Consider the following 25096-nt stretch of genomic DNA (forward strand, 5'->3'; position numbering starts at 1 on the left):
GTGCGGCGGCGGAGCAATCGCGTCGCTGCGCCGATCGATTACGGCTTCCCCACCTGCGCGAGCAGCACGTCGACCGCCGCGCTCAACTGCGCATCGGTGCCGGTGCCTTCGCCGAGCGGCCGCGTCACCGTGACGTCGACCGGGCGCGGGTGCATTTCCATGTCCTGGCCGCGGCCGTCCTGGATCCGCGTTCCGGGCGTGCGCACCGACGAGCCGTCGATCAGCGGCTCGCCGCCGGTGAAGATGATCCACCCCGCGGTCGGCTGCCCCACCACCTTGCCGAGGCCGAGCGCGCGATAGCCCTCGGTGAAATCCTCGGCGTCCGACAGCGACGATTCGTTGGTGACGAGCACGGTCGGCTTGCCGAGGGCACGCTGGCCGAGCGCCTGGCGGCCGGGCAGCGGGAACAGGTCGCGCGGCGTCATCGTCAGATAATTGGCGCGCGCGAACACGTCGATTGCATAGCCGTTGATGAAGCCGCCATTGTTGTTGCGGATGTCGACGACGACGCCTTGCCGCCGCTGATTCTCGGCATCGAGATCGAGATAGAGCTGGTCGAGCGATTCGGACGACATGTCGGCGATGTGGACATAGCCGAGCTTGCCGCCCGACAGCCGATCGACCAGCGCGCGGCGATCATCGACCCATTGGCGGTACGCGAGCCCCGCCGCCGCGCCGACCGAGATCGGCCGGACGACGACGCTGCGCTGACCAGTCGCGCCAACGACGCCGAGCGCGACGCGGCGGCCGACGCTGTTCTCGAGCAGCGCATCGATATTGCCATGCGCGCCGATCGCGACGCCGCCGACGCTGACGATCCGGTCGCCGGGAGCGATCTTTTCGATCGCCGCGGGGCCGAGCCGCACCACGTCGCGCACGATCAGACCCCGTCCGGCATCATAGGCGGCGCGATCGAAGCGCAGCCCGAGATCGCCGACGCGATTGGGGCGTGCGCTGCCGGGCGCGCCGGGACTGAGCGAAATGCCCGAATGCGAGGCGTTGAGCTCGCCGATCATCAGATTGATGATCCGCCGCTCCTCGTCGGGCGTGCGGGCCCCGGCGATATAGGGCTGGAAGCGCGCACGCAGCGCCTTCCAGTCCTGGCCGTTGAATTTCGCATCGAAGAATTTGCGGTCGAGGATGCTCCACGCCTCGTCGAACACGATCTGTTTCTCGGTCGCGAAGTCGACGTCCATTTCGGCGCCGACCGGAATCGGCTTGGGCTTAGGGCTGTCGAGCGGCGTCGAAATCACGCGGCCGCCGTCGAGATAGAAGAGCGTCTTGCCGTCGCCCGCGAGCGCGAAATCGCCCTTCGGCCGGTCGCTCTGCGTGAGTTGCTGCGCGACCGGCGGCTCGTCGGCGAGCTCGTCGAGGGTGTAGCTGTAGAGGTTGGCGCGGCCCTTCTCGCGCGCGCGGAAGACGAGCGTCTTGCCATCGGGGCTGATCACCGGCGTATCGGCATTGAGCCCGAGCGGCAGGATCGTCGCGCGCGCGCGCAGGCCCTCCCACACGATCGACACCGGCTTCACCTTCGGCGCGGGGGTCGGCGGCGCGGCCCCCTTCTTCGCTGCGACGGGCAGCGGCTTGGGCGTCGGCGGCGTGGGCGTGTCAGACGGCGTGTCGGGCGTGCCGGGCTGTTTGCCGGGCTTGAACAGGTCGCTGAACTTGTCTTCCTTGAACTTCGGCACGTGCGGCAGCAGATCGATCCGCACGATCCGCGAATCCTCGCTGCGCTGCGCGGTGTCGAAGAGGATGTAGGTGCCGTCGGGCGACCAGGCGATCCCGCCCATCTGGCCGTTGGCGAGGAAACTGACCGGCCGCGCCGCGCCACCTGCGGCGGGGACGACATGGACGTTCACGAACGAGCGCGAATCGAGCAACGGGAAGGCGATATACTGGCCATCGGGCGACCAGGTCGGGCGCGGGCCATCGCGCTCGTCGGTCGCGATCGCGCCGGTGAACAGCGTACGATCGGCGCCGCCCGCGAGCGTCACGACGTGGAGCTCGCGATCGTCGAGGACATAGGCGGCCGACTTGCCGTCGGGCGCGTAGGTGGGCGCGGACGCGATCCCCTGGCGCGTCAGCACGGTCTCGCGCCCGCTTGCGACGTCATATTCGACGAGGCAATGCGCGAGCCCGCGCTCCGAAATGACGAGCGCGCGGCGGCTGTCGGGCGACCAGACCACTTCGCGCTCGGCACCCGGCGTGTTGGTCACGCGCTGCGCCGTACCGCCGTCCTTGGCCGACGTCGCGAACACTTCGCCATGCCCGATCACCGCGACCTTCTGTCCGTCGCTCGAAAGCGCCAGGCGCGAGAAGCTCTGCAGCTGTTCGTGGCGGCGCGGCGTCGTGCTCGCAGCCCCGCGCAGCGTAATCGGCACCGCGGCGGCCTGCCCCGTCGTGGGATCGTAGCGCCACACACCGAAATCGCGTTCGAACACGACCCCCGACCCCTTTGCCGCCATCGACGGGTACAGAACGCGGCCGCTCGTGAAGTGCGTTAGCTGCTCGGGCGCCGCCCCCGCGCCGACGCCGATGCGCCAGAGATTCTCGGGCCCGCCCTTCGCGCTCATATAGACGAGGCTGGCACCGTCGCGGCTCCACATCGGCCAGGCGTGCTTCTCCCCATCCGCCAGCAGACGGCGATACGCCCCGCCCTCCGCCACCGGCTTGAGCCACAATTCGGTCTGGTCGATGTGCGACGTGCCGTTGCGCCACCACTGCCCCGCACTGATCCCGCGCGTGTTGATCGCAAGCGTGCTGCCATCGGGCGACGGCGCGGCCTGGAACTCGGCGAGATAGGTCTCGCGGCTGACCTGCATCGGCGTGCCGCCGTCGAGCGCAATGCGGAAGATATCGGCCTGGCGGCCGACATCGGCGACGCCCGAGGCGAAGTACAGATATTTGCCGTCGGGCGACCAGGCATCGAGCTCCTCGCCCGCCTCGGCATAGGTCAACCGCGTCACCGCGCCGCTCGCCAGATCGAGCACATAGATGTTGGCATTGCCGCCGCGCGTCGAGGTGAAGGCGAGCTTGGTTCCGTCGGGCGAATAGAGCGGGCGCGCCTCGGTCGCCGCGTCGGTGACGAGCGGGCGCGCGACACCGCCGTTCGCCGCGACCTCCCAGATGTCGCCGCCCGAGGCGAAGGCGATCAGCGCGCCGTCGGGGGAGAGCGTCGGCTCGGCGAAGGCGGGCCTGGCCTCCTGCGCCGGCGCGCGCGGTGCGGCCAGAGTGGTCGAGGCGAGCAGGCCCGCAGCCGCCAGCGCAAGGCGTTGAAATGTCATGAAGGAGCCCCGTTTCGTCGTTATCCCCGGCAATGAAGCGCAAAAGCCGGACGATCACAAGCCACACGCGTTTGCGCGTCTGGGGCGCAATCGCGGATGGTTTTGCAGGATCAGCATGCTAGCGCGGCGTCGTGAAGAATTCGACCGACAGAAGCGCGATCCTGATGGGCGGCGGCGCGATCATGCTGCTGGCGCTGCTGCATGGCGCGCTGTTCTGGCCGGGGATCATGACGTGGGACGCGATCCGGCAATATGGCCAGGCGCTGAGCGGCCACTATGACGATTGGCACCCGCCGGCGATGAACTGGCTGTGGCGGCAGCTCGGGCTGTTCGGCGCGGGGCCGGCGCCGATGCTGGTGCTGCAGCTTGCGCTCTATTGGGGCGGCACCGCCTTGTGGATGCAGGCGGCATGGGCGCGCGGACAGCGCGCGGCGGCGGGGGCGATCGGCTTGCTCGCACTGTCGCCGATCGTACTGGTGCTGGTGGGCACGATCCTCAAGGACAGCCTGTTCGCAGGCACGTTGCTGCTCGCGAGCGGCCTGCTCGCCGCGCGACCGGGCGACCGCGCGGCGCGGATTGTGGCCGCGCTGCTGCTCGTCGCGGCGGCGACGCTGCGCTTCAATGCGGTTCCGGCGTGCCTGCCGCTGCTGTTGCTTGCCCTGCCGACCGCATGGCGGCGAACGTGGCCGCGGCTCGGCGCGACTGCGATGCTTGCGGCGATCCCGCTGGTGCTCGCTTTGCCGCTTGCCAACACAGCGCTTCACGCCAAGCACAGCGGCGTCGAACTGTCGCTGGTGATCTACGATCTCGGCGGGATTGGCGCGTTCGCCCGGACCGATGTCTTCCCGCGTACGGGGGTCTCGAATCCGGTCGCGGTCAATGCCGATTGCTATTCGCCGATCTCGTGGGATCGCTACGCCTGGTGGGGGGCGGCACCGTGCGCGATCGGCTTCACCACGCTCGCCGCGCCGCTCAAGACCGGGCACGGCCCCTATGGCTGGTGGGCCGCCGCCGTCGCCGCGCATCCGCTCGCCTATGCGGGGCACCGACTCGCGCATTTCGACCGCAACACGCGCTTTCTGGTCCATGACGCCGATCTGCCGGGCCTGTCGCCGCAGTCCGATCCCAACCGCTGGGGCTTCACCGTCGCGCCGAACGGCTGGCGCAGCGCGCTCCAGCACGCCGCCGACGCGCTGCTGACGACGCCGCCGGGCTGGCCGGTCTGCTGGCTGGCGCTCGGGCTCGGCTTGCTCGTGCTGCGCCCACGGCTCGGCGATGGCGATCCGGCGGTCGCGCTGGCGTGGTCGGCGGTGCTCTACGGCTTCAGCTATCTGCCGCTGAGCGTCGCGTCCGAAGTGCGCTATCACTTCTGGACGATGACCGCGGTCGGGATCGCCGCCGCGCTATTGCTCTCGCAGCGCGCGACGTGGCAACTGCCGCGCTGGCGACTTGCGCTCGCGGCGGCACCGCTGCTCGTCGTCGTCGCGGCCGGGGTCGTCGCGCGCGCGTGATGCCTCGAAGCGGTTTGAAGCGGCGCGTTCCTGCTCTAGGGCTGCGGGCATGAAGCGTTTCTGGACCCACGTCACCCTCGACAACACCCGCGCCGTCTTTCTCGACGGCAAGCCTGTGCGCACCCCCGGCCGCGTGCCGCTCGTCTTGCCGAGCGATGCGCTGGCCGAGGCCGTCGCCGATGAATGGCGCGCGGTCGAGGGCGAGATCGACCCGCGCGCGATGCCTTTGACGGGCCTCGCCAACGCCGCGATCGACCGGATCTCGCCCGACCCGACGCTGTTCGCGCACGGGCTCGCCGCTTACGCCGAGAGCGACTTGCTCTGCTACCGCGCCGATTCGCCCGAGGATCTGGTCGCGCGGCAGGCCGCGGCGTGGGATCCGCTGATCGACTGGGCGCGGCTGCGCTACGATGTGCATGTCGAGACCGTGAGCGGCATCCTCCACCGCGCGCAGCCAGCGGCAACGCTGCAACGACTCGGCGATGCGATCGCCGTTCGCGGGCCCTACGAACTGGCGGCGCTGTCGCCGATCGTGACGATCGGCGGCTCGCTGATCGCCGCGCTCGCGCTTGCCGAACAGGCGGCGACACCCGAACAGGTGTGGGACGCGGTGACGCTCGACGAAGACTATCAGGCCGAACGCTGGGGCCGCGATCCGCTCGCCGAGGCGGGGATTGCGACGCGGCGGCGCGATTTCGGCGCGGGCGTGCGGATGCTGGAATTGCTGCGGTAGGCGCTATCCTCGTCACCCCGGCCCTGTGTCGGGGTCCACCGTGCCGCGCGGTATTCGCGCGCAGTACGCGTGGCACCGTGGGCCCCGGCACAAGGCCGGGGTGACGGCTAAGAAGCGTTTATTTCTCGGGAAGCCGCCGGATAAACCCGATCATCCCGCGCTGGCGCGAGCGCTTCAGCCGCTCAGCGGTCAGGATCGTCTGGACGCACTCGTAGCAATCGTCGAGATCGTCATTGACCAGGACATAGTCATAGCCGTCCCAATGGCTCACCTCGGCCTGCGCGCGGTCCATGCGGCGGTCGATCACTTCCTGCGTATCGGTCGCGCGATCCTCGAGTCGCTGGCGCAGCGTCTTGAGACCGGGCGGCAGGATGAAGACGCGGACGACGTCGCCACCGGCGAGCTGGAACAGCTGCTGCGCACCCTGCCAGTCGATGTCGAACAAGATGTCCTGCCCGTGCTCGAGATCCTTGAACACGGTGTCGCGCGGCGTGCCGTAGCGCTCGTCGAACACGCGCGCCCATTCGAGGAACTGGTCGTCCTCCGCCATCGCGCGGAAGGTTTCCTTGTCGACGAAGTGATAGTCCTTGCCGTCGACCTCGCCCTTGCGTGGCGCGCGCGTCGTATACGACACCGACATCTTGATGCGGTTGCGCTCTTCCTTGAGCAGGCGGTTGGCAATCGTGGACTTGCCCGCGCCCGACGGCGAGGACAGCACGAACATCAGCCCGCGACGCTTGAAGTTCTTGGGCTGGGAGGAGCGATGATCGACCATGCGCGCTAGTGGCGCGCACCTGCCCCTCCCGTCAAGGTTTGGCGTGACTCAGCTGCGCGGCGCATCCTCGCCGAACACGCGCGTCTTGATCTGGCCGAGGCCGCGCAGCACGAGCCAGCCGGTCGCGAACGTCAGCGCGAGCGGGATCACCGCCTTGACGACATTGGCGACGATCACACCCTCGATCGCGCCGTCGATCGTGCTGTCGTCACCGTCGGAACCATCGATCGCAGCACCGATTGCAGCGCCGATCATCGTCGTGAAACTCATCGTCTTTCTCCAATTCGTTACGCTTAGCGCACGAAACGGACGATGGTTCCGGTCGGGTCAGACCATCGTCTCGGGACGGACCAAGCGATCGAAGGTCGCTGCATCGACGAGGCCGAGCGCGAGCCCCGCCTCCTTGAGCGTCAGGCCTTCATGGTGTGCGTGCTTGGCGATCCTGGCGGCATTGTCATAGCCGATCTCGGGCGCGAGCGCGGTGACGAGCATCAGCGAGCGATCGACCAGTTCGGCGATTCGCGCGCGATCCGGCTCGATCCCCCCGACGCAACGCTCGGCGAAGCTCGCCATGCCGACGGCGAGCAGATCGATCGAGCGCAGCAGCGCCGCGCCGAGCATCGGCTTGAACACGTTGAGCTCGAGATGCCCCTGCAAGCCGCCGATCGTGATCGCCTGGTGATTGCCGATCACTTGCGCAGCGACCATCGTCAGCATCTCGCACTGCGTCGGGTTGACCTTGCCCGGCATGATCGAGCTGCCCGGCTCGTTTTCGGGGAGGTGGAGTTCGCCAAGCCCCGAGCGCGGGCCGGAACCCAGCAAGCGGATATCGTTGGCGATCTTGGTCAGCGCAACGGCGAGCGTGTTGAGCGTCCCCGAGACGTGGACGATCGGGTCGTTCGACGCGAGCGCCTCGAACTTGTTGGGCATCGTCTCGAAGGCGAGCCCGGTGAGCCGCGCGATCTCGGCGGCGATCGCGACGTCGAAACCGGCGGGCGCATTGAGCCCGGTGCCGACCGCGGTTCCCCCTTGCGCGAGCAACAGCATGTTGTGCGTGATCGCGGGTTCGATGCGGTGGTAGCAGCGATAAAGTTGGACGGCGTACCCCGAGAATTCCTGGCCGAGCGTGATCGGCGTCGCGTCCTGCAGATGCGTGCGGCCGATCTTTACGATATCGTGCCACGCGTCCGACTTCACTTTCACCGCGCGGTTGAGCCGGTCGAGCGCGGGGAGCAGCCGCTGCGTGGCGCCGATCGCGGCCGCGATGTGGAGCGCTGTCGGGAAGCTGTCGTTCGACGACTGGCTCATATTGACGTGGTCGTTGGGGTGGACCGGGGTCTTGCCGCCGCGCTTCCCCGTCAACATTTCGTTCGCGCGGCCGGCGATGACTTCGTTGACGTTCATGTTCGACTGCGTGCCGCTGCCGGTCTGCCAGATGACGAGCGGGAACTGGTCGTCGAGCGTGCCCGCGGCGACTTCGGCGGCGGCCGATTCGATCGCGTCGGCGATTTCGGGCGCTAAGCCGTGCGCGCGGTTCACGCGGGCAGCGGCCTGCTTGACGATCGCGAGCGCGTGGATGATCGCGATCGGCATCCGCTCGGTCGCGGGGAAGGGAAAATTCTCGATCGAGCGCTGCGTCTGCGCGCCCCAATAGGCGGCGGCAGGGACTTCGACTGTCCCGAGCGAATCGGTTTCGGTGCGGGTGTTTTCAGCCATGCCAGACTCCGTCATGCCGGGCCCGTCCCGGCATCCACCGGGCCGCAAGACCGGACGGGTGGCATGTGCGGCACGGTAGACCCCGGGACAAGCCCGGGGTGACGGAAATGGCTCGCGATTTTGGCGATACAGCCGTCACGGGAGTAAATCCCGTGACGTCGGACGCGGCGGGCCGCGCCGGCCGGCGGTTGGCGTCGCTTGCGCGACCGCCGCGCAGTTCGCGCGGCTCGCTCCCTACTTCTTCCGCTTGAAATCCACTGCGACGACGTTCGAACCATCCTCGACCGGCTTGTGCACCGGCTCGTCGTTTTCCGCGGTGTCGTGCGGCTCGGGGCCGTCGGGAATATCCTGCGCCTGGAAGCGCAGTTCGAAATTGACCGCAGGATCGTGGAAACCCGTGATCGCCGAATACGGAATGACCAGCTTCGAGGCGACTTGATTGAAGCTCAGGCCGACCGAGAAGCGCTCGTCATCGACGACCAGATCCCAATAGCGGTTCTGCATCACGATCGTCATCTCGTCGGGAAAGCGCTCGAGCAGTCGCTGCGGGATGTCGACGCCGGGCGCCTGCGTCTTGAAGGTGATGTAGAAATGGTGCTCGCCGGGCAGGCCACCATTGGTCGCCACCGACCCAAGGACGCGGCCGACCACGGCACGCAGGGCTTCCTGTACGATATCATCGTAGGGAATCAGGCTATCGGGCATGCCATCGCTCATGCCTCCTTGGGTAGCGCGGTTTGATGGCGGGTCAAGATTGCATGCGTCCCTAACGGCGCTATGGGAAGCAAATGCGCACCGCCACGATCAGCCGCCGGACCAGCGAGACCTCCATCGACGTCTCGGTCAACCTCGATGGAACGGGGGCGTTCCAGATTTCGACCGGGATCGGCTTCTTCGATCACATGCTCGAACAATTGAGCCGCCACTCGCTGATCGACTTGGACGTAAACACCGTCGGCGATCTGCATATCGACCAGCACCACACCGTCGAGGACACCGGCCTCGCGATCGGCGCGGCGATCCTCGAGGCTTTGGGCGAAAAGCGCGGAATCCGCCGCTACGCCGATGCGCATTCGCCGATGGACGAGACGCTCACCCGCGTCGCGATCGACATTTCGGGGCGGCCGTATCTCGTTTGGAAGACCGAATTCTCGCAGAAGAAACTGGGCGAGATGGACACCGAGATGTTCGAGCATTTCTTCCATTCCTTCGCGCAGACCGCCGGCATCACGCTGCACATCGAGACGCTGTACGGGTCGAACAACCACCATATCGCCGAGGCGGCGTTCAAGGGCGTCGCGCGGGCGTTGCGCGAAGCGGTCGAGCTCGACCCGCGGAAAGCGGGCGTGATCCCCAGCACCAAGGGGACGTTGTGATGCTCCCCTCCCGCTTGCGGGAGGGGCCGGGGGAGGGAACGACCTGGATCCCCGCGCTGCGCTTGCGGCACGCCCCTCCCCTAACACCTCCCGCAAGCGGGAGGGGGATTTGACGCTTGCCCTCATCGATTACGGCGCAGGAAATCTGCATTCGGTCGCCAATGCGCTGAAAGCGGCGGGCGGCACCGACGTGCTCGTCACCGCCGATGCAGGTGCAGTGCTCAAGGCCGACCGCATCGTCCTGCCCGGCGTCGGTGCGTTTGGTGCCTGCGCCGCGGCGTTGCGCGGCGTCCCCGGCATGGTCGAGGCGCTCGAGCAGCGCGTCCGGCGCGACGGGGTGCCGTTCCTCGGCATCTGCGTCGGGATGCAATTGATGGCCGACACCGGCGAGGAGCATGGCGTCCATGCCGGGCTCGGCTGGATCCGCGGCAGCGTCCGGCACCTCACGCCGACCGACGCAACCGCCAAGGTCCCGCACATGGGCTGGAACGACGTCGTCCCGACCACCCCGCACGCGCTGATCGTGCCGGGCGAAGCCTATTTCCTGCACAGCTACGCCTTTGACGGGGCCGACACGCTGGCAACGACCGAGCATGCCGGCCCGGTTACCTCCGCGATCGGCCGCGACAATTTGCTCGGCGTGCAATTCCATCCCGAAAAGAGCCAGCGCTACGGTCTTGCGCTGCTGGAGAGGTTCCTGACGTGGCGTCCTTGATCATCTTCCCCGCGATCGACCTCAAGGGCGGCCAGGTCGTCCGCCTCGCCGAGGGCGATATGGACCGCGCGACCGTCTATGGCGACGACCCCGCCGCGCAGGCGATGCTGTTCGCAGAGCAGGGTGCCGAATATCTCCACGTCGTCGATCTCGACGGCGCGTTTGCCGGCAAATCGGTCAATGGCGAAGCGGTGGCCGAGATCGTCAAGCGCTTCCCCGGCCATGTGCAGCTTGGCGGCGGGATCCGCGACCGCGCCGGGATCGAGCGCTGGTTCGACATGGGCGTGTCGCGTGTGGTGATCGGCACGGCGGCGCTTGAGAACCCGGACTTGGTGCGCGAAGCGGCGCGCGATTTCCCCGGGGCGATCGTCGTTGCCGTGGATGCCAAGGATGGTTTCGTCGCGACCAAGGGTTGGGCCGATGTCTCGACCGTCGAGGTCGCCGATATGGCGCGGCAGTTCGAGGATGCGGGTGTCGCGGCGCTGTTGTTCACTGACGTCGGCCGCGACGGGATGCTGAAGGGCGCCAACGTCCAGGCGACCGTCGACCTCGCGCGCGCGGTGAAGATTCCGGTGATCGCCAGCGGTGGCGTGAAGGGGATCGCCGAGATCCATGTGCTCGCGCTGCATGCGCGTGACGGGATCGAGGGCGTGATTACCGGGCGCGCGCTGTATGACGGCCGGCTCGATCTGGCGGCGGCGCTCGCCGTGGCGGCGGCGGCGTGAAAAGCATGTTCGCGCGGAGACGCGGAGGCGCGGAGATGGTGCGCGCGTCGCGACCGTCCGGAGTGATCCGCGAATGCAGAATCCGCTTCGCCCGACGCGGATGCCAGAGACTTGGCGACCCGTCTTCTTTCCTCCGCGTCTCCGCGCCTCCGCGCGAACCCATCTTCTTTCTCTTCAAAGCCGCTCGCCCATGACCGTCCGCGCTCGTGTCATCCCGTGCCTCGACGTCGCCAACGGTCGCGTCGTCAAGGGCGTCAATTTCGTCGACCTCAAGGACGCCGGCGATCCGGTCGAGCAAGCGCGCGCCTATGACGCCGCCGGCGCCGACGAACTCTGCTTCCTCGATATCGGCGCAAGCCATGAGGCGCGCGGCACGATCCTCGACGTCGTGCGGCGCACCGCCGAAGTGTGCTTCATGCCGCTAACCGTCGGCGGCGGAGTGCGCTCCGTCGAGGATGCGCGCGCGCTGCTGCTCGCGGGCGCCGACAAGGTCGCGGTCAATTCCGCCGCGGTCGCGCGGCCCGAGCTCGTCGCCGAGCTCGCCGACAAGTTCGGCAGCCAGTGCGTCGTCGCCTCGGTCGATGCGCGGCAGGTCGATGGCGGCTGGGAAGTGTTCACGCATGGCGGCCGTCGCGCGACGGGAATCGACGCGGTCGCGCATGCGCTGCGGCTGGCCGAGCTCGGCGCGGGCGAACTGCTCGTCACCTCGATGGACCGCGACGGGACCAAGAGCGGGTTCGACCTGGCGCTGACGCGGACGATCGCCGACCAGGTGCGCGTGCCGGTGGTCGCGTCGGGCGGCGTGGGCGGGCTGGCCGATCTCGTCGCGGGGATCAGCGAGGGACATGCGAGCGCAGTGCTGGCGGCGTCGATTTTCCACTTCGGCGAAGTCAGCATCGCCGAGGCGCATGCCGCGCTTGCGGCGGCGGGGATACCGGTGCGGCGGCCGGTTACCAGCTGACCGCGGGACTTTCTTCCTTCCTTCTTTCTATATTTCCTCCCCGGCGGAGGCCGGGGCCCAGTCGCGAGCCGTTCGTTGGAGAGCGCTGCGCGTGCTGGCATGGGCCTTCGCGACTGGGCCCCGGCCTTCGCCGGGGAAGATAGAAGAACGGGAAAGCAAGGGGAGCGAAAGAAGCGGAAATTTACCAGCGCGATGCTACACACCCCGCATGCGCTTCCTCTTCGCCCTGCTGATCGCAAACCCCGCGCTCGCCGCGCCGCATAGCGGTGTCGTCAAGGTTCGCACCGGACCCGAACTCTCCGACATCGTCCTGTTCGTCGTCGCGGCGCTCGGCGTTTGGTTCGTGCGGCGGGCGATGCGCGCGCGCTTCGCCAAGCGCGGCACGCCCAAGGATTGACCTGCGCGCCCGCTTGGGCCAGCCCGCTTTGATGGCCGAAGATACACTCGACACGTTAGAGGCAACAATCCGCGCACGCCGCGGCGCCGACCCGACGACCTCCTACACCGCCAAGCTGTTCGCGAAGGGACGCGGCAAGATCGCGCAGAAGGTCGGCGAGGAAGCGGTCGAGACCGTCATCGCCGCGCTGACCGAGGACAAGGCCGCGCTCGTCGGCGAGGCGACCGACCTGATGTTCCACCTGCTCGTGCTGCTCGCCGAGTGCGACGTCTCGCTCGACGACATCCGCGCCGAAATCCGCCAGCGTGAAGGCGTGTCGGGAATCGACGAGAAGGCCGCCCGCAAAGCCTGAAGGAGCCACCATGCCGATCGACGCGACGCAAGCCTATGACGACCAGAATATCTTCGCCAAGATCCTGCGCGGCGAGATTCCCGCGACGCGGCTCTACGAAGACGACTACGCCATCGCCTTCCCCGACATCGCCCCGCAGGCGCCGACGCATATCCTGGTGATCCCCAAGGGCGCTTACGTGTCGTGGGATGATTTCAGCGCGAGAGCCTCCGACGCCGAGATCGCCGGCTTCGTTCGCGCGGTCGGCACGGTCGCGCGCGATGCCGGGCTGGTCGCGCCGGGCTATCGCTTGCTGGCCAATACCGGACACGATTCGCACCAGGAGGTGCCGCACCTCCACGTCCATATCTTCGCCGGCCGCGCGCTCGGGCCGATGCTGGCGCGCTAAGGGGATTGCGCGCCCACGTTTTGCGGTTAGGTTTCCCGCCAACCAAAACTTTCGCGCCGGCAACGATCCGGCCCAGGGGACTTATCGAATGGCGACACAGCCCACTACGGGTATTCTGAACCGCATGCTGCTCCGAAAAACCGTGGAGCAAGTTCAACGCGAGACACAGACCAGCCAACTCAAACGCACGCTCGGCCCCTGGAACCTCGTGTTCCTCGGCATCGGCTGCATCATCGGCGCCGGCATCTTCGTGCGGACCGGCAACGCCGCCGCGCTCCATGCCGGCCCCGCCGTCCTCATCTCGTTCCTGATCGCGGGCTTCGTCTGCGCGCTCGCCGGCCTGTGCTACGCCGAACTGTCTTCCACCCTGCCCGTCTCGGGCTCGGCCTATACCTATAGCTACACCACGATCGGCGAGTTCGCCGCGTGGATCATGGGCGCGCTGCTGCTGCTCGAATACGGTCTCGCGGCGTCGGTCGTCGCGGTTGGCTGGGCGGGCTATGTCGTCAGCCTGCTCGGCGACTTCGGCCTCGTCATCCCGGTCGAACTGACCGGTCCGACCGGCCATGTCATCAAGCATGCGGTCGGCGGCGAGCTCGTCCCCGTGATCGTCAACGGTGCGCCGCTGACCTATCTCTTCAACCTGCCCGCCTTCCTGATCTGCGGCGCGATGACCGCATTGCTGATCATCGGCGTGTCGGAGAGCGCCAAGGTCAACAACGTCATCGTCGCGATCAAGCTGACCGTGATCATTGCCTTCATCGTCATCTGCGGCGCGTTCGTGATCGCGCATTTCGACACGCTCAAGTCCAACTGGCAGCCGTTCATCCCGCCGGCGAGCGGCGACAAGGGCGAGTTCGGCTGGGGCGGCATCCTGCGTGCCGCCTCGATCGTGTTCTTCGCCTATATCGGCTTCGAGGCGGTCTCGACCGCGGGCCAGGAAGCCAAGAACCCCGCCAAGGACATGCCGATCGGCCTGCTCGGCTCGCTGTTCGTGTGCACCGCGATCTACATCCTCGTCTCGATCGTGATGACGCTGATCGTCAACTACAAGACGCTCGACGTGCCGGATCCCGTCGCGGTCGCGGTCGACGCGCTCGGCCCGCAATGGGCGTGGTTCGCAAAGCTGGTGAAAGCCGGCGCGATCGTCGGGCTGACCTCGGTCGTGCTCGTGCTGATGTATGGCCAGACGCGCATCTTCTACACGATGGCGCGTGACGGCCTGCTGCCGCGCGTGTTCGCGACCGTCCACAAGAAGTTCCAGACGCCGTGGGTCAACACGCTGCTCGTCGGGCTGATCACCGCGGTCGCCGCGGCGTTCTTCGACATCAACACGCTCGGCGACATGACCTCGGTCGGCACGCTCGCGGCCTTCGCGATCGTCTGCCTGTCGGTGATCTGGCTGCGGCGCACCCACCCGGAGATCCCGCGCGGCTTCCGCGTGCCGCTCTATCCGGTGGTGCCGGCGGTCGGCATCCTCACTTGCATCGCGTTGATCTTCACGGTCGAATCGCGCGTGCTGGTATTCTTTGCCTGGTACACGCTGGCGGCGATCATCCTCTATTTCGCCTACGGCATGCACAACAGCCGGCTGGCAAAGGGCCTCGACGAGGAAGACGGCCCCGAGCTCGGCGAATATGTCGCGCCGGTGCATCGCCCGTAAGGGCAGGCGCCACGTAGGACACGAAAAAGGCCGGGGAGCGATCCCCGGCCTTTTTTTGTGTCTAAGCCCCTCCCCTGAAGGGGAGGGGCTTTGCGCGCTCAGCCGATCTTCGACGCCACCAGCGCCTTCAAATCGACCTGCGCACGCGCGCCGTAATGCGAGATGATCTCGGCGGCGCAGACCGCGCCCATCTTGAGCGAGTCGGCGATGCTCTTGCCCTGTGCCTGGCCGCGCAGGAACCCCGCGGCGAACAGGTCGCCCGCGCCGGTCGTATCGACGACGCGCTCGATCGGCTCGGCAGCGACGCTGACTGTCTCCCCGCCCGACACGGCGATCGCACCCTTCTCGCTGCGCGTGACCACCAGCATCGGCACCTGCGTCGCCGCCTCGGCCACCGCCGCGTCGAAATCTTCGGTCGCCATCAGCGCGGTGATCTCGGCCTCGTTGGCGAACATGATGTCGATCAGGCCATCGGCCATCAGCTGGCGGAAATCGCCGCCGTGGCGCGAGATGCAGAACACGTCGCTGAGCGTGAAGGCGACCTTGCGGCCGGCCGCCCGCGCGACGTCGATCGCGGCGCGCATCGCCTGGCGTGGTTCCTCGGGATCCCACAGATAGCCCTCGAGATAGAGGATCGCAGCGTTGGCGATCAGGTCACGGTCGAGTGCTGCCTCGGGCAGGAACTGCGACGCGCCGAGGAAGGTGTTCATCGTGCGCTGGCCGTCGGGGGTAACGAAGATCAGGCAGCGTGCCGTCGTCGGGTCGCCGTCGCGCGCAGCCGTCGTAAAGTCGATCCCCACCGCGCGGATGTCGTGCGCGAAGATGTCGCCAAGCTCGTCCTTCGCCACCTGGCCGATGAAACCGCACTTGCCGCCCATCGCCGCGATGCCGGCGACGGTGTTCGCCGCCGAGCCGCCGCTCGCCTCGATCCCCGGGCCCATCTTGGCATAGAGCGCATCGGCTTCCTCGGGCGAGAACATCAGCTGCATCGAGCCCTTGGTCATCGCGGCTTCGGCGAGGAAGGCATCGGTCGACTGCGACAGCACATCGACGATGGCATTGCCGATCGCGACGACGTCATAAGTGGGCTCGGTCACGGGAATCTCCGATTTCTGAAAAAATAGCGTTGCCGCGCCGTACCGGGGGGGTGCGGCGCGCGCAACTCTCCGTCGCCGCGAGCAAGCGCGGGGTGACGGGCCCGTGGGAGGCGGCTAGGACCGGCATCATGTTGCGTGCGCTCCTCCTCTCGCTCGGCCAGCTCGGCGATCGCAAGATCGTCGCGGTGTTCCTCAAGTCGCTCGCGCTGACCGTGGTGCTGATCGCCGCGCTCGGCGTCGCGCTGTGGTATGGCGCGACGGAAGCGGCGGCGGAGCGGGGGTGGGATCCGGCGGCCGGCGGCGTGCTGGGCGCGGTCGCGCTGCTCGCCGCGTTCGGGATCAGCTGGCTGCTGTTCCGCGCGATCGCGATCGCGGTGATGATGGCGTTCGCCGACGACGTGGTCGTCGCGGTCGAGGCGCGGCACTACCCGCAAGCGCTCGAGACCGCGCGCAGCGTCTCGCCCCTGCGCGGTGCCGGGCTCGGCCTGCGTTCGGCGGCGCGCGCGATCCTGGTCAATCTTGCGCTCGCGCCAGTCTATATCGCCTTGCTCGTCACCGGCGTCGGCACGTGGCTGCTGTTCTTCCTGGTCAATGGCTGGCTGCTCGGGCGCGATCTCGGCGAGCTCGTCGCGGCGCGCCACGTGCCGCCTGCGCTGATGCGAGACTGGCGCAAGACGGGCGCGGTCGACCGCTTCGCGCTGGGGGTTGCGGGGACCGCCCTGTTCATGGTTCCGATTGCGAACCTCTTCGTGCCGATCCTCGGCGCGGCGATGGCGACGCATCTGTTCCATTCGGGGCGAACGACATGAAGCTTTTTGGTGCACTTCTGGTGGGACTGGCGCTGTCGGGCTGCGCCGCGAGCACAGCGACGACACCCGCCGCGCGGCCCGCGATGGTGCCGATCCCAACGGGCACGGCAGGGCTCGGCGGCGTGATCGGCGCGACGGCGGCGCACCTCACCGGGTTGTTCGGCGCACCTGTCGCCGATGTCCGCGAGGGGACAGCGCGCAAGCTGCAGTTCAACAACGCGACCTGCGTGCTCGACGCCTATCTCTACCCGAGCGGCAAGTCCGAGCCGGTCGTCACCTATCTCGATGCGCGCCAGACCGACGGCTCGCCGATCGACCGCGCGAGCTGTGTCGGAGCGCTGCAGGTCGGGCGGCGAAAATAGGCTAGGCGCGCGCTAGCTCCGCGAACGCCCACTCTGCCGCCTCCGCCACGACGGGGTTCGGATCGTCGCGCAGTCCAGCGACCTGCGCGCGCAATCCCGCATCTCCGCTATTGCCCGCCGCGATCAGACAGTTGCGCACCATCCGGTCGCGCCCGATGCGCTTGATCGGCGAGCCGGCGAACACCTGGCGAAACCCCGCATCGTCGAGCGCGAGCAGGTCGGCGAGTTCGGGCGCGACCAGTTCCGCGCGCGGCAGGAAGGCGCGGTTGGCGCTCGCGGCGGCCGCGAACTTGTTCCACGGGCAGACCGCGAGACAATCGTCGCAGCCGTAGATGCGGTTGCCGATACCCTTGCGGAATTCGAGCGGGATCGGCCCGGCATGTTCGATCGTCAGGTACGAAATGCAGCGTCGCGCATCGAGCCGGTAGGGCGCGGGGAAGGCATCGGTCGGGCACGCGCGCTGGCAGGCGTCGCACGATCCGCAGTGATCGGCGACCGGTGGCGGAAGCGCCCCGAACGCGGCAATGTCGAGCGTCGTGTAGATCGCGCCGAGGAACAGCCAGCTGCCCTCGCTACGGCTCACCAGATTGGTATGCTTGCCCTGCCACCCCAGCCCAGCCGCCTCGGCGAGCGGCTTTTCCATGACAGGCGCGGTATCGACGAACACCTTGAGGTCGATCCCCGGTTCTTCCGCCACCAGCCAGCGCGCGAGGGCCTTCAACGCGCGCTTCACCACGTCGTGATAATCGCCGCCCTGCGCATAGGTCGAGATCCGCCCCACCCCGCCCTCACCCGCCAATGCGAGCGGATCGGTCGCCGGGGCATAGCTCATCCCGAGCGCGATCACGCTCTTCACCTCGGGCCACAGCCCGGCGGGCGATTCGCGGTGGTGCGCGCGCTCCTCCATCCAGATCATCCCGCCGTGGAGACCCTCGCGCAGCCATTGCTGCAACCGCTCGGCGGTTCTGGGCGCAGCGTCCGCCGCGGCGACCCCGCACGCGACGAAACCGAATTCGCGCGCTTTTGCCGCAAGGCGCTGTTCGAGGGGCAAAGCGTCAACCATTGTCGCCCACATAGCGTGTTCGCGCCGCGCTTGTCGAAGCCCGGCGCGCTATACTACACAGCTAACACAGCGCTCCGTATCGGGGCCACGCGGCGGGGGTCTTCTTGGACAATCATCTGGCGGTCAGCGCCTCCGGCCTGATCAAGAATTTCGGCGGGCGGCGCGTCGTCGACGGCGTCGATATCGCGGTGCCCAAGGGCGCGATCTACGGCGTGCTCGGCCCCAATGGTGCTGGCAAGACGACGACGCTGCGGATGCTGCTCGGCATTATCGAGCCCGATGGCGGGACGCGCACGCTGCTCGGCCACGATCGCCCGCGCGATGCGAGCGACCGCGTCGGCTATCTCCCCGAAGAACGCGGGCTCTACCCGGCGATGCGCGCCAAGGAGGCAGTCGCCTTCATGGGTGCTTTACGCGGGCTCGATCTCAGGACCGGACGCAAGCGCGCGGTCGAACTGCTCGAGGCGGCGGGGCTCGGCCATGCGGTCGACACCAAGATCCGCAAGCTGTCGAAGGGCATGGCGCAGCTCGTCCAATTGCTCGGCTCGGTCGTCCACCAGCCCGATTTGCTCGTGCTCGACGAACCCTTTTCGGGGCTCGATCCGGTCAATCAGGAACGCTTGGAAGCGCTGATCCTCGCCGAGCGCGACCGCGGCGCGACGGTGCTCTTCTCGACGCACGTGATGGCGCACGCCGAACGGCTGTGCGACCGGCTCGCGATCATCGCCGGCGGCAAGCGTCGCTTCGAGGGCACCGTCGCCGACGCGCGCGGGATGCTCCCGATGCGCGCGCACTATGTGCCGGAGCGCGACGATCCGACGATCGCACAGCATTTGCCCGCCGACGCGCGCCATGACGAACATGGCTGGTCGTTCGAAGTCCCCGATGGCGGGGTCGAACAAGCGCTCAGCCGGTTGATCGGTGCGGGCCACGGGATCGCCGGCCTGTCGATCGAACGTCCCGGCTTGCACGACGCGTTCGTGCGGATCGTCGGCGCTGCAGGACACACCGCCAAGGCTGCGACGGAGCACACCGCATGAGCGCGCACCCGATAAGCAACACGCGCCGCACGATCCGCCAGGCGATGACGATCGCACGGCGCGATTTCGTCGCGACGGTGTTCACGCCGACCTTCCTGCTGTTTCTCCTCTCGCCGCTGTTCACGATCGGCTTCGGTCTCGTCGGCGGGATGGGCGCGTCGACCGTGGCGAGCGGATCGAGCGAGAAGACGCGGATCGTCGCGATCGTCGAGCCTGCGCGGCAGGACGCGATGCGATCGGCCGATGCGCGGCTGCGCGATGCCTTCGCGCGCGGCGACCGCCCGCCCCTGCTGGCGATCGAGGCGCCCGGTACCGATCCAGAGGAGCAGGCGCACGCCGCGTTCAAGAGCCGCAAGGGCATCGATGCGTCTGCGACGCTGTTCGGCGACCTGACCCACCCGACGATCCTGTATGACGGCCAGGGCCGCGCCGATGCGCGCTATCTCGCCTCGCTCGCCGAGGCGACGTTGCGCACCGACCCGGCGCAGACCAAGCCGCTCAGCACCGCGACGCTCAGTTCGATCGCGCGCGCCGCACCGACCGAGAGCGGGCACAAGCAAGCCGCCTTCATCGCCGTGTTCGGCATCTTCTTCCTCGCCCTGCTGCTCGCCGGCCAGGTCGTCGGCACGATGATGGAGGAGCGCAGCAACAAGGTCGTCGAAGTGCTCGCCGCAGCGGTGCCGCTCGAGGCGGTGTTCTTCGGCAAGTTGCTCGGGATGTTCGGCTCGGCGATCCTCTTCGTCGGCTTCTGGACGACGCTCGTCACCAAGATCGGCGGCATCCTGCCTGCGCGCTATGCCACCGCGATCGGCGAGATCGGCCCGGCGGTGGGTGCGCCGATGTTCTTCCTGCTGTTCTTCGCCTATTTTGCGATGGCGTATCTGCTGCTCGGCGCGGTCTTCCTCGGCGTCGGCGCGCAAGCCTCGACCGCGCGCGAACTGCAGATGATGTCGTTGCCGATCACGATCATCCAGGTCGCGATGTTCGGGCTTGCGTTGAAGGCCAGCGCCGCCCCCGATTCGATGCTAGCCAAGGTGGTCGAAATCTTCCCGCTCAGCTCCCCCTACGCGATGGCGGCGCATGCCGCGAACCAGCCCGAGCTGTGGCCGCATGTCGCAGCCCTCGCCTGGCAAGCGCTATGGGTCGCGATCGCGATCACCGTCGGCGCGCGGGCTTTCCGGCGCGGCGTGCTGCAATCGGGGAGCGGCCGGCTGTTCGGTCGGCGCAAGACTGTTGACATGAGTGTCAGTTAGACGTTCACTCCCCCAAAAGGAGAGGGACTATGGCGACTTTGGCGCAGGACGTGATCGATCGGTTCGACGTCAGTCGACCCGAACTCTACCGGGACGATGTCTGGCAGGCGCCGTTCCGCGAGCTGCGCGCGACCGCGCCAGTCCACCGCGTCGAGCATTCGGACTTCGGCCCCTATTGGTCGGTGTCGACCTACAAGCCGATCGTCACGGTCGAATCGCTGCCCGATCTCTACTCGTCGCAGGCCGGCGGCATAACGCTCGCCGATTTCATCGAGAACAACCCGACCGACGTGCGCATGCCGATGTTCATCGCGATGGACCGGCCCAAGCATACCGGCCAGCGCCGCACCGTCGCGCCCGCCTTCACGCCGTCCGAGATGGTGCGGATGAGCGACAATATCCGCATGCGCACTGCCGAAGTGCTCGATTCGCTCAGCTGGAACACGCCGTTCGACTGGGTCGACACCGTCTCGGTCGAACTCACCACGCAAATGCTCGCGATCCTGTTCGATTTTCCGTGGGAGGATCGCCGCAAGCTGACCTTCTGGTCGGACTGGGCGGGCGATATCGAGCTCGTCAAGAATGAGGAGCTCCGGATCGAGCGGCTCAAGCACATGTACGAGTGCGGCGGCTACTTCCAGAACCTCTGGAACGCCAAGATCGGCAAGCCGCCGACGCCCGACCTGATCTCGATGATGATCCATTCCGACGCGATGGCGGAAATGGACCAGATGGAATTCCTGGGGAACCTGATCCTGCTGATCGTCGGCGGCAACGACACCACGCGCAACACGATGAGCGCGGTCGCGTATGGGCTCGACCTGTTCCCCGACCAGCGCGCCAAGCTCGAAGCCGATCCCTCGCTCATCGCGAACACGGTGCAGGAAGTGATTCGCTGGCAGACGCCGCTCGCGCACATGCGCCGCACCGCGACGGTCGATTCCGAGCTCGAGGGGCAGCAGATCAAGGCGGGCGACAAGCTTGCGCTCTGGTATATATCGGCCAATCGCGACGAGAGCGTATTCGAGGATCCCGACACGATCATCGTCGACCGCCCCAACGCACGACGCCATCTGGCGTTCGGTCACGGTATCCATCGCTGCGTCGGAGCGCGGCTCGCCGAGATGCAGATCGCGATCCTGCTCGAGGAAATGGCGAAGCGGCGGATGCGGGTGAATGTGCTCGGCGAACCCGAGCGAGTCGCGGCGTGCTTCGTCCACGGGTATCGCAAGCTGCCGGTGGAAATCAGCCGCTACTGACCCTACCCTGCCGTCACCCCGGCCTCGTTCCGGGGTGATGGCTTAGGGAGGGAGGATTGCCCACCTCAGTTCGGCTTGGCAATCGCCTCGGCACGCACCGGCTCGGCATCCCCGGAGCAATCGCCATTCTGCCGCGCAACGACTGCGGGCGGTGCCTTGCGGCCCATCGTCCAGTTCGCTTGCATGCGGACCTTGGGATTGGGCGCACACCAGATCTCGCCGGTCTCGTTGATCGCGGTGACCCAGATGAGGTTATGCTCCTGGCCGTAATCGATCACGGCAAAGGCAAAGCCTGGCCCCTTGTCGAGCAAGTGAACCGGAAGCGGCGGATCGAGCTGTTGCATCGTCATACGGCTTGAAGCGCGCGAAACCGTTTGGGGTTCCCCATATCCGCGCGTCACGCGATGCGTCCGGGGACCGCAAAATCGCGTAACTATCCCGCAGTCCGAGCGTATAAGGACTGTGACGCCAAGAGGATCCGACCGATGCACGACCGCCGCCATTTCCTCACCCTCGCCGGCACCGGTGCCGCCGCCTTCGCGCTGTTCGGCTGCAAGGGCGCGAGCGCTGGCCCGCCCGAGAAGTTCGAACTGACGCTGAGCGATGCGCAGTGGAAGGCCAAGCTCTCGCCCGCCGCGTATACCGTGCTGCGGCATGAAGGCACCGAAGCGCCGTATAGCAGCCCGCTCAACAAGGAGCATCGCGCCGGGATCTTCTCGTGCGCAGGATGCGCGCTGCCGGCTTTTTCGTCGAAGACCAAGTTCGAGAGCGGCACGGGCTGGCCGAGCTTCTGGGCACCGCTCGCCAATGCGGTCAAGTCGCGCACCGACAGTTCGCTCGGCATGGCGCGGACCGAAGTGCATTGCCGCCGCTGCGGCGGGCATCTCGGCCATGTGTTCGATGATGGCCCGAAGCCGACGGGCCTGCGCTATTGCATGAATGGCGTGGCGATGACCTTCACGCCGGGCAAGGCCTGACCCCCGCTCCCCGGCTACGGCCGGGGGGTCGATCAGCCGTGACGCTCGTTCGACAGCGACGCCATGATCATCGGCGCGGCGCGGTCCTGCGTGTCGTCGCCGGTCGACTTGGCCGAATAGATGAAGCCCTTGGTCGGATAGGCCGAGGTGCCGAGGCCACCCTGCGGGCCGTACCACACCTTGACTTCGCTCCAGTCGCCATTGGCCGAGACGTCGATCGCGCGGACGTCATGCTCGACGCCGCCGCGGCGCGACCAATTGGCGTGGGTCAGCAGGACTTCGCGGTCGTTCACGACTTCGCTGACCATCGCGACATGGCCCATGCGCATCCGGCTGGTCGCGGAGAAAGCGAGCACAGCGCCGACCTTGGGGGCATGGCCACGCGCGTAACGACCAGCGGCCTGGCCCCACCAGGTGTTCGCGTTGCCGTGCAGGTCGATCCCCGACACTTCGCGGGCGAACGGCGCACACTGCCAGAACTGCGCCATTGCAGGGGTCGCCGTCAGCAGGGCGCACGATACCACCAGCGCAAAACGCGCTGCCAAAGCCTTGAATGTCATGTGACCCCCCAAAGGTCGTTTGAACTTGCTGAGTGTCTCAAAGCAGGTCGCCGCGCCGCTGGAAACCCTGTCTCCCCGATGAACGGAACCTTTTCCGACGAAGCGAGTTGACCGCACGATGACTGCCCGTTTCGGCATCCGCCGACGGTCCGGAGCAGCGGTGCGCGCTCGCCAAGTCACGCGATCCCGGCTAAGAATCACGCCATGAAACCAACCACTGCCCGCCCGCGCCTCGTGCTTGCCTTGCTGATGGTTGGCGCCGCGCTGACTGGATGCTCGCGCGAGGCTGCGCCCGATGATGACGCTGCGCTCTACCAGTCGAACGCCGCGACGCTCACGCCGGGCGTCCAACCGGTGCGTGTCGGCGAAGGCGGACCGGCATTTCGCGCCTGCGCCGGTGTCGGACAGGTGGTGAACCTGTCCCCTGCCGGAGAGCGCTATCTTGCGGTACGCACCGCCCCTTTCGCCGAAGCCGACGAAGTCGTCCGGCTCGGCGACGGCGCAAAGATGTATCTGTGCTCGCGCTCGCTCGATCAGCGCTGGCAAGGCGTAGTGATACCGCCCGCCGACTCGCCGACCAGCGATTGCGGCGTCACCGCCTCGCTCGCGGGTCCGCGCGCTTATGCCGGGCCGTGCCAATCGGGCTGGGTGTTGAGCGGCTTCGTCCAGCCATCGGCGGGCTGACGCCCACCGATCGTTTGGTAGCCTAGTATGGCGCTTCACAGCTACGAAACGCGCGACACGCCGCGCTTTTGAATTTCGGGTTTGCGAGCCGCGCCGGGATCGGGCATCGCGTCCCTGCACAGAAACGGCAGATGGCGGACCCATGGCACTCGACCCCGAAACCTTCGACGCATTGATCGACACGGTACGCCGCTTCGTCGCCGAACGGCTCCGCCCGCTCGAAGCCGCGGTCGAGGAAGCCGATGCGATCCCCGCCGATGTCGTGCAGGACATGCGCGAGATGGGGCTGTTCGGCCTGTCGATCGACGAGGAATATGGCGGGCTCGGGCTGACGATGCTCGAAGAGGCCAAGGTCGCGATCGAGCTCGGTCGCACCACGCCTGCCTTCCGCTCGACCTTCGGCACCAATGTCGGGATCGGCTCGCAGGGGCTCGTGATGGCGGGCAATGCCGAGCAGAAAGCCGCATGGCTGCCGCGCATCGCGAGCGGCGAGATCATCACCAGCTTCGCGCTGACCGAGCCCGATGTCGGATCGGATTCGGGCGCGGTGAAGACGCGCGCGACCTTCGACGGCCAGTCGTACCGGCTGAACGGCACCAAGCGCTACATCACCAATGCCGACAAGGCCGATTTGTTCACAGTGATGGCGCGGACCAGCGACACACCCGGCGCGCGTGGCGTCTCGGCCTTCCTCGTGCCGCGCGATCTGGCGGGCGTCTCGATCGGCCATCCTGAGAAGAAGATGGGGCAGAAGGGCGCGAAGGTCGCCGACGTAGTGTTCGACGATGTCGTCGTCCCCGCCGAGAACCGGCTCGGCGCCGAGGGCGAGGGCTTCAAGATCGCGATGCGCGTGCTCGACCGCGGGCGGTTGCATATCTCGGCGGTGTGCGTTGGCGTCGCCGAGCGGCTGATCGCCGATTGCGTTGCCTATGCCACGACGCGCACGCAGTTCGGCAAGCCGATCGCCGAGCATCAGTTGATTCAGGGGATGCTCGCCGATTCGAAGACCGAGGCGCTGGTTGCGCGCGCGATGGTGCTCGAGACTGCGGCTGCCAAGGACGCCGGCAAGGACGTCGTGATGGAATCGGCCGCCGCCAAATATTATGCGAGCGAGATGGTCGGCCGCGTCGCCGATCGCGCGGTGCAGATCTTCGGCGGGGCGGGCTACATCGCCGATTACGGGATCGAGCGGCTGTACCGCGACGTCCGGTTGTTCCGCATCTACGAGGGCACCAGCCAGATCCAGCAAATCATCATCGCGCGCGAAACGATCAAACGCGGCGGGTGAGCTCGTCGCAAGCCGCCGCCGTGTAAGGCGCACAACCAAATCCCCCTTCCCGCCTGCGGGAGGGGTTAGGGGAGGGCAGTACCGGCAAGCGCCGCGCTTGAGGCACGC

27 protein-coding genes are annotated in these 25096 nt (G+C 67.4%); 18 read left to right on the forward strand and 9 right to left on the reverse strand.

Translation table 11 applies throughout. The features are described 5' to 3' along the window. Nucleotides 1–38: 38 nt before the first annotated feature. On the reverse strand, nucleotides 39–3284 hold the full coding sequence (locus QN347_RS00905) for a S41 family peptidase (protein WP_322160658.1): 3246 nt from the start codon (nucleotides 3282–3284) through the stop codon (nucleotides 39–41). 131 nt (nucleotides 3285–3415) lie between these two features. Between QN347_RS00905 and QN347_RS00910 the strand changes: the two genes are divergently transcribed. Together QN347_RS00910 and QN347_RS00915 are read left to right on the forward strand one after the other, a co-directional pair. Next, the gene (locus QN347_RS00910; RefSeq protein ID WP_322160660.1) at nucleotides 3416–4795 is read left to right on the forward strand and encodes a hypothetical protein; all 1380 of its coding nucleotides are present in this window, start codon (nucleotides 3416–3418) and stop codon (nucleotides 4793–4795) included. A gap of 49 nt (nucleotides 4796–4844) precedes the next feature. Further along, the gene (locus QN347_RS00915) at nucleotides 4845–5528 is read left to right on the forward strand and encodes an ATP12 family chaperone protein (RefSeq protein ID WP_322160662.1); all 684 of its coding nucleotides are present in this window, start codon (nucleotides 4845–4847) and stop codon (nucleotides 5526–5528) included. Nucleotides 5529–5646: 118 nt separating this feature from the next. Here QN347_RS00915 and gmk read toward each other — a convergent pair whose 3' ends face one another. The 4 genes from gmk to QN347_RS00935 all read right to left on the reverse strand — a co-directional run bounded on the left by gmk (nucleotide 5647) and on the right by QN347_RS00935 (nucleotide 8736). Continuing rightward, a complete protein-coding gene (gmk, locus tag QN347_RS00920) occupies nucleotides 5647–6303 on the reverse strand; it encodes a guanylate kinase (RefSeq protein WP_322160664.1) in 657 nt (218 codons plus the stop codon). 48 nt (nucleotides 6304–6351) lie between these two features. Continuing rightward, on the reverse strand, nucleotides 6352–6573 hold the full coding sequence (locus tag QN347_RS00925) for a hypothetical protein (RefSeq protein ID WP_133190281.1): 222 nt from the start codon (nucleotides 6571–6573) through the stop codon (nucleotides 6352–6354). Nucleotides 6574–6630: 57 nt separating this feature from the next. Beyond that, a complete protein-coding gene (gene fumC, locus QN347_RS00930) occupies nucleotides 6631–8019 on the reverse strand; it encodes a class II fumarate hydratase (protein WP_322160666.1) in 1389 nt (462 codons plus the stop codon). A gap of 234 nt (nucleotides 8020–8253) precedes the next feature. After that, nucleotides 8254–8736: an SspB family protein gene (locus QN347_RS00935; protein WP_133190285.1), complete on the reverse strand. Its 483-nt coding sequence runs from the start codon at nucleotides 8734–8736 to the stop codon at nucleotides 8254–8256. Nucleotides 8737–8807: 71 nt separating this feature from the next. Here QN347_RS00935 and hisB point away from each other — a divergent pair, with 71 nt between their 5' ends. From hisB to QN347_RS00975, 8 genes are all read left to right on the forward strand, one after another. After that, complete coding sequence (gene hisB / locus QN347_RS00940; protein ID WP_322160668.1) at nucleotides 8808–9395, forward strand: imidazoleglycerol-phosphate dehydratase HisB; 588 nt, start codon at nucleotides 8808–8810, stop codon at nucleotides 9393–9395. 109 nt (nucleotides 9396–9504) lie between these two features. Continuing rightward, a complete protein-coding gene (hisH, locus tag QN347_RS00945; RefSeq protein WP_322160670.1) occupies nucleotides 9505–10110 on the forward strand; it encodes an imidazole glycerol phosphate synthase subunit HisH in 606 nt (201 codons plus the stop codon). Beyond that, complete coding sequence (gene hisA / locus QN347_RS00950; RefSeq protein WP_322160672.1) at nucleotides 10098–10835, forward strand: 1-(5-phosphoribosyl)-5-[(5-phosphoribosylamino)methylideneamino]imidazole-4-carboxamide isomerase; 738 nt, start codon at nucleotides 10098–10100, stop codon at nucleotides 10833–10835. Before hisH ends, hisA begins: the two co-directional genes overlap by 13 nt. A 190-nt stretch (nucleotides 10836–11025) precedes the next feature. Then, a complete protein-coding gene (gene hisF / locus QN347_RS00955) occupies nucleotides 11026–11796 on the forward strand; it encodes an imidazole glycerol phosphate synthase subunit HisF (protein WP_322160674.1) in 771 nt (256 codons plus the stop codon). A 208-nt stretch (nucleotides 11797–12004) separates the two neighbouring features. Continuing rightward, the gene (locus QN347_RS00960; RefSeq protein ID WP_133190295.1) at nucleotides 12005–12193 is read left to right on the forward strand and encodes a hypothetical protein; all 189 of its coding nucleotides are present in this window, start codon (nucleotides 12005–12007) and stop codon (nucleotides 12191–12193) included. Between the two features lie 31 nt (nucleotides 12194–12224). After that, nucleotides 12225–12545 (forward strand): phosphoribosyl-ATP diphosphatase, encoded by a 321-nt coding sequence (locus tag QN347_RS00965; RefSeq protein WP_322160675.1) that lies wholly within the window; start codon nucleotides 12225–12227, stop codon nucleotides 12543–12545. 10 nt (nucleotides 12546–12555) lie between these two features. Further along, the gene (locus tag QN347_RS00970) at nucleotides 12556–12933 is read left to right on the forward strand and encodes a histidine triad nucleotide-binding protein (RefSeq protein ID WP_322160677.1); all 378 of its coding nucleotides are present in this window, start codon (nucleotides 12556–12558) and stop codon (nucleotides 12931–12933) included. A gap of 124 nt (nucleotides 12934–13057) precedes the next feature. Continuing rightward, nucleotides 13058–14596: an amino acid permease gene (locus QN347_RS00975; RefSeq protein WP_133190301.1), complete on the forward strand. Its 1539-nt coding sequence runs from the start codon at nucleotides 13058–13060 to the stop codon at nucleotides 14594–14596. Nucleotides 14597–14694: 98 nt separating this feature from the next. Here the strand turns inward: QN347_RS00975 and QN347_RS00980 are convergent, their stop codons facing one another. Then, nucleotides 14695–15693, reverse strand: a complete 999-nt coding sequence (locus QN347_RS00980; protein ID WP_322160680.1) for an adenosine kinase — start codon at nucleotides 15691–15693, stop codon at nucleotides 14695–14697. Between the two features lie 128 nt (nucleotides 15694–15821). On the opposite strand from QN347_RS00980, the gene QN347_RS00985 reads away from it, so the two are divergent. Both QN347_RS00985 and QN347_RS00990 read left to right on the forward strand, forming a co-directional pair. Then, entirely contained in the window at nucleotides 15822–16502 is a 681-nt protein-coding gene (locus QN347_RS00985; protein ID WP_133190305.1) for an EI24 domain-containing protein, read from the forward strand. Next, nucleotides 16499–16864, forward strand: a complete 366-nt coding sequence (locus QN347_RS00990; RefSeq protein WP_322160683.1) for a hypothetical protein — start codon at nucleotides 16499–16501, stop codon at nucleotides 16862–16864. Before QN347_RS00985 ends, QN347_RS00990 begins: the two co-directional genes overlap by 4 nt. Nucleotide 16865: 1 nt before the next feature. Here QN347_RS00990 and queG read toward each other — a convergent pair whose 3' ends face one another. After that, nucleotides 16866–17927 carry a tRNA epoxyqueuosine(34) reductase QueG gene (gene queG / locus QN347_RS00995; RefSeq protein WP_322160685.1) on the reverse strand — a complete coding sequence of 354 codons (1062 nt, stop codon included), beginning with the start codon at nucleotides 17925–17927 and terminating at the stop codon, nucleotides 16866–16868. 104 nt (nucleotides 17928–18031) lie between these two features. On the opposite strand from queG, the gene QN347_RS01000 reads away from it, so the two are divergent. The 3 genes from QN347_RS01000 to QN347_RS01010 are packed head-to-tail and all read left to right on the forward strand — an operon-like array spanning nucleotide 18032 to nucleotide 21479. Further along, nucleotides 18032–18967, forward strand: a complete 936-nt coding sequence (locus QN347_RS01000) for an ABC transporter ATP-binding protein (RefSeq protein WP_322160686.1) — start codon at nucleotides 18032–18034, stop codon at nucleotides 18965–18967. Beyond that, complete coding sequence (locus QN347_RS01005; protein ID WP_322160688.1) at nucleotides 18964–20220, forward strand: ABC transporter permease; 1257 nt, start codon at nucleotides 18964–18966, stop codon at nucleotides 20218–20220. Before QN347_RS01000 ends, QN347_RS01005 begins: the two co-directional genes overlap by 4 nt. Nucleotides 20221–20249: 29 nt before the next feature. Next, nucleotides 20250–21479 carry a cytochrome P450 gene (locus tag QN347_RS01010; protein WP_322160689.1) on the forward strand — a complete coding sequence of 410 codons (1230 nt, stop codon included), beginning with the start codon at nucleotides 20250–20252 and terminating at the stop codon, nucleotides 21477–21479. Between the two features lie 65 nt (nucleotides 21480–21544). Here the strand turns inward: QN347_RS01010 and QN347_RS01015 are convergent, their stop codons facing one another. Further along, nucleotides 21545–21829 (reverse strand): hypothetical protein, encoded by a 285-nt coding sequence (locus QN347_RS01015; RefSeq protein ID WP_322160690.1) that lies wholly within the window; start codon nucleotides 21827–21829, stop codon nucleotides 21545–21547. Between the two features lie 135 nt (nucleotides 21830–21964). Between QN347_RS01015 and msrB the strand changes: the two genes are divergently transcribed. After that, the gene (gene msrB, locus QN347_RS01020) at nucleotides 21965–22456 is read left to right on the forward strand and encodes a peptide-methionine (R)-S-oxide reductase MsrB (RefSeq protein ID WP_189677130.1); all 492 of its coding nucleotides are present in this window, start codon (nucleotides 21965–21967) and stop codon (nucleotides 22454–22456) included. A 32-nt stretch (nucleotides 22457–22488) separates the two neighbouring features. Here the strand turns inward: msrB and QN347_RS01025 are convergent, their stop codons facing one another. Continuing rightward, nucleotides 22489–23016, reverse strand: a complete 528-nt coding sequence (locus QN347_RS01025; RefSeq protein WP_322160692.1) for a CHAP domain-containing protein — start codon at nucleotides 23014–23016, stop codon at nucleotides 22489–22491. A 204-nt stretch (nucleotides 23017–23220) separates the two neighbouring features. On the opposite strand from QN347_RS01025, the gene QN347_RS01030 reads away from it, so the two are divergent. Then, nucleotides 23221–23700: a hypothetical protein gene (locus QN347_RS01030; RefSeq protein WP_322160694.1), complete on the forward strand. Its 480-nt coding sequence runs from the start codon at nucleotides 23221–23223 to the stop codon at nucleotides 23698–23700. 142 nt (nucleotides 23701–23842) lie between these two features. Beyond that, a complete protein-coding gene (locus tag QN347_RS01035) occupies nucleotides 23843–24988 on the forward strand; it encodes an acyl-CoA dehydrogenase family protein (protein ID WP_133190323.1) in 1146 nt (381 codons plus the stop codon). Nucleotides 24989–25096 lie beyond the last annotated feature (108 nt).

This window comes from Sphingomonas sp. 10B4, assembly GCF_035019905.1.
GTDB classification, from domain to species: domain Bacteria; phylum Pseudomonadota; class Alphaproteobacteria; order Sphingomonadales; family Sphingomonadaceae; genus Sphingomonas; species Sphingomonas glacialis.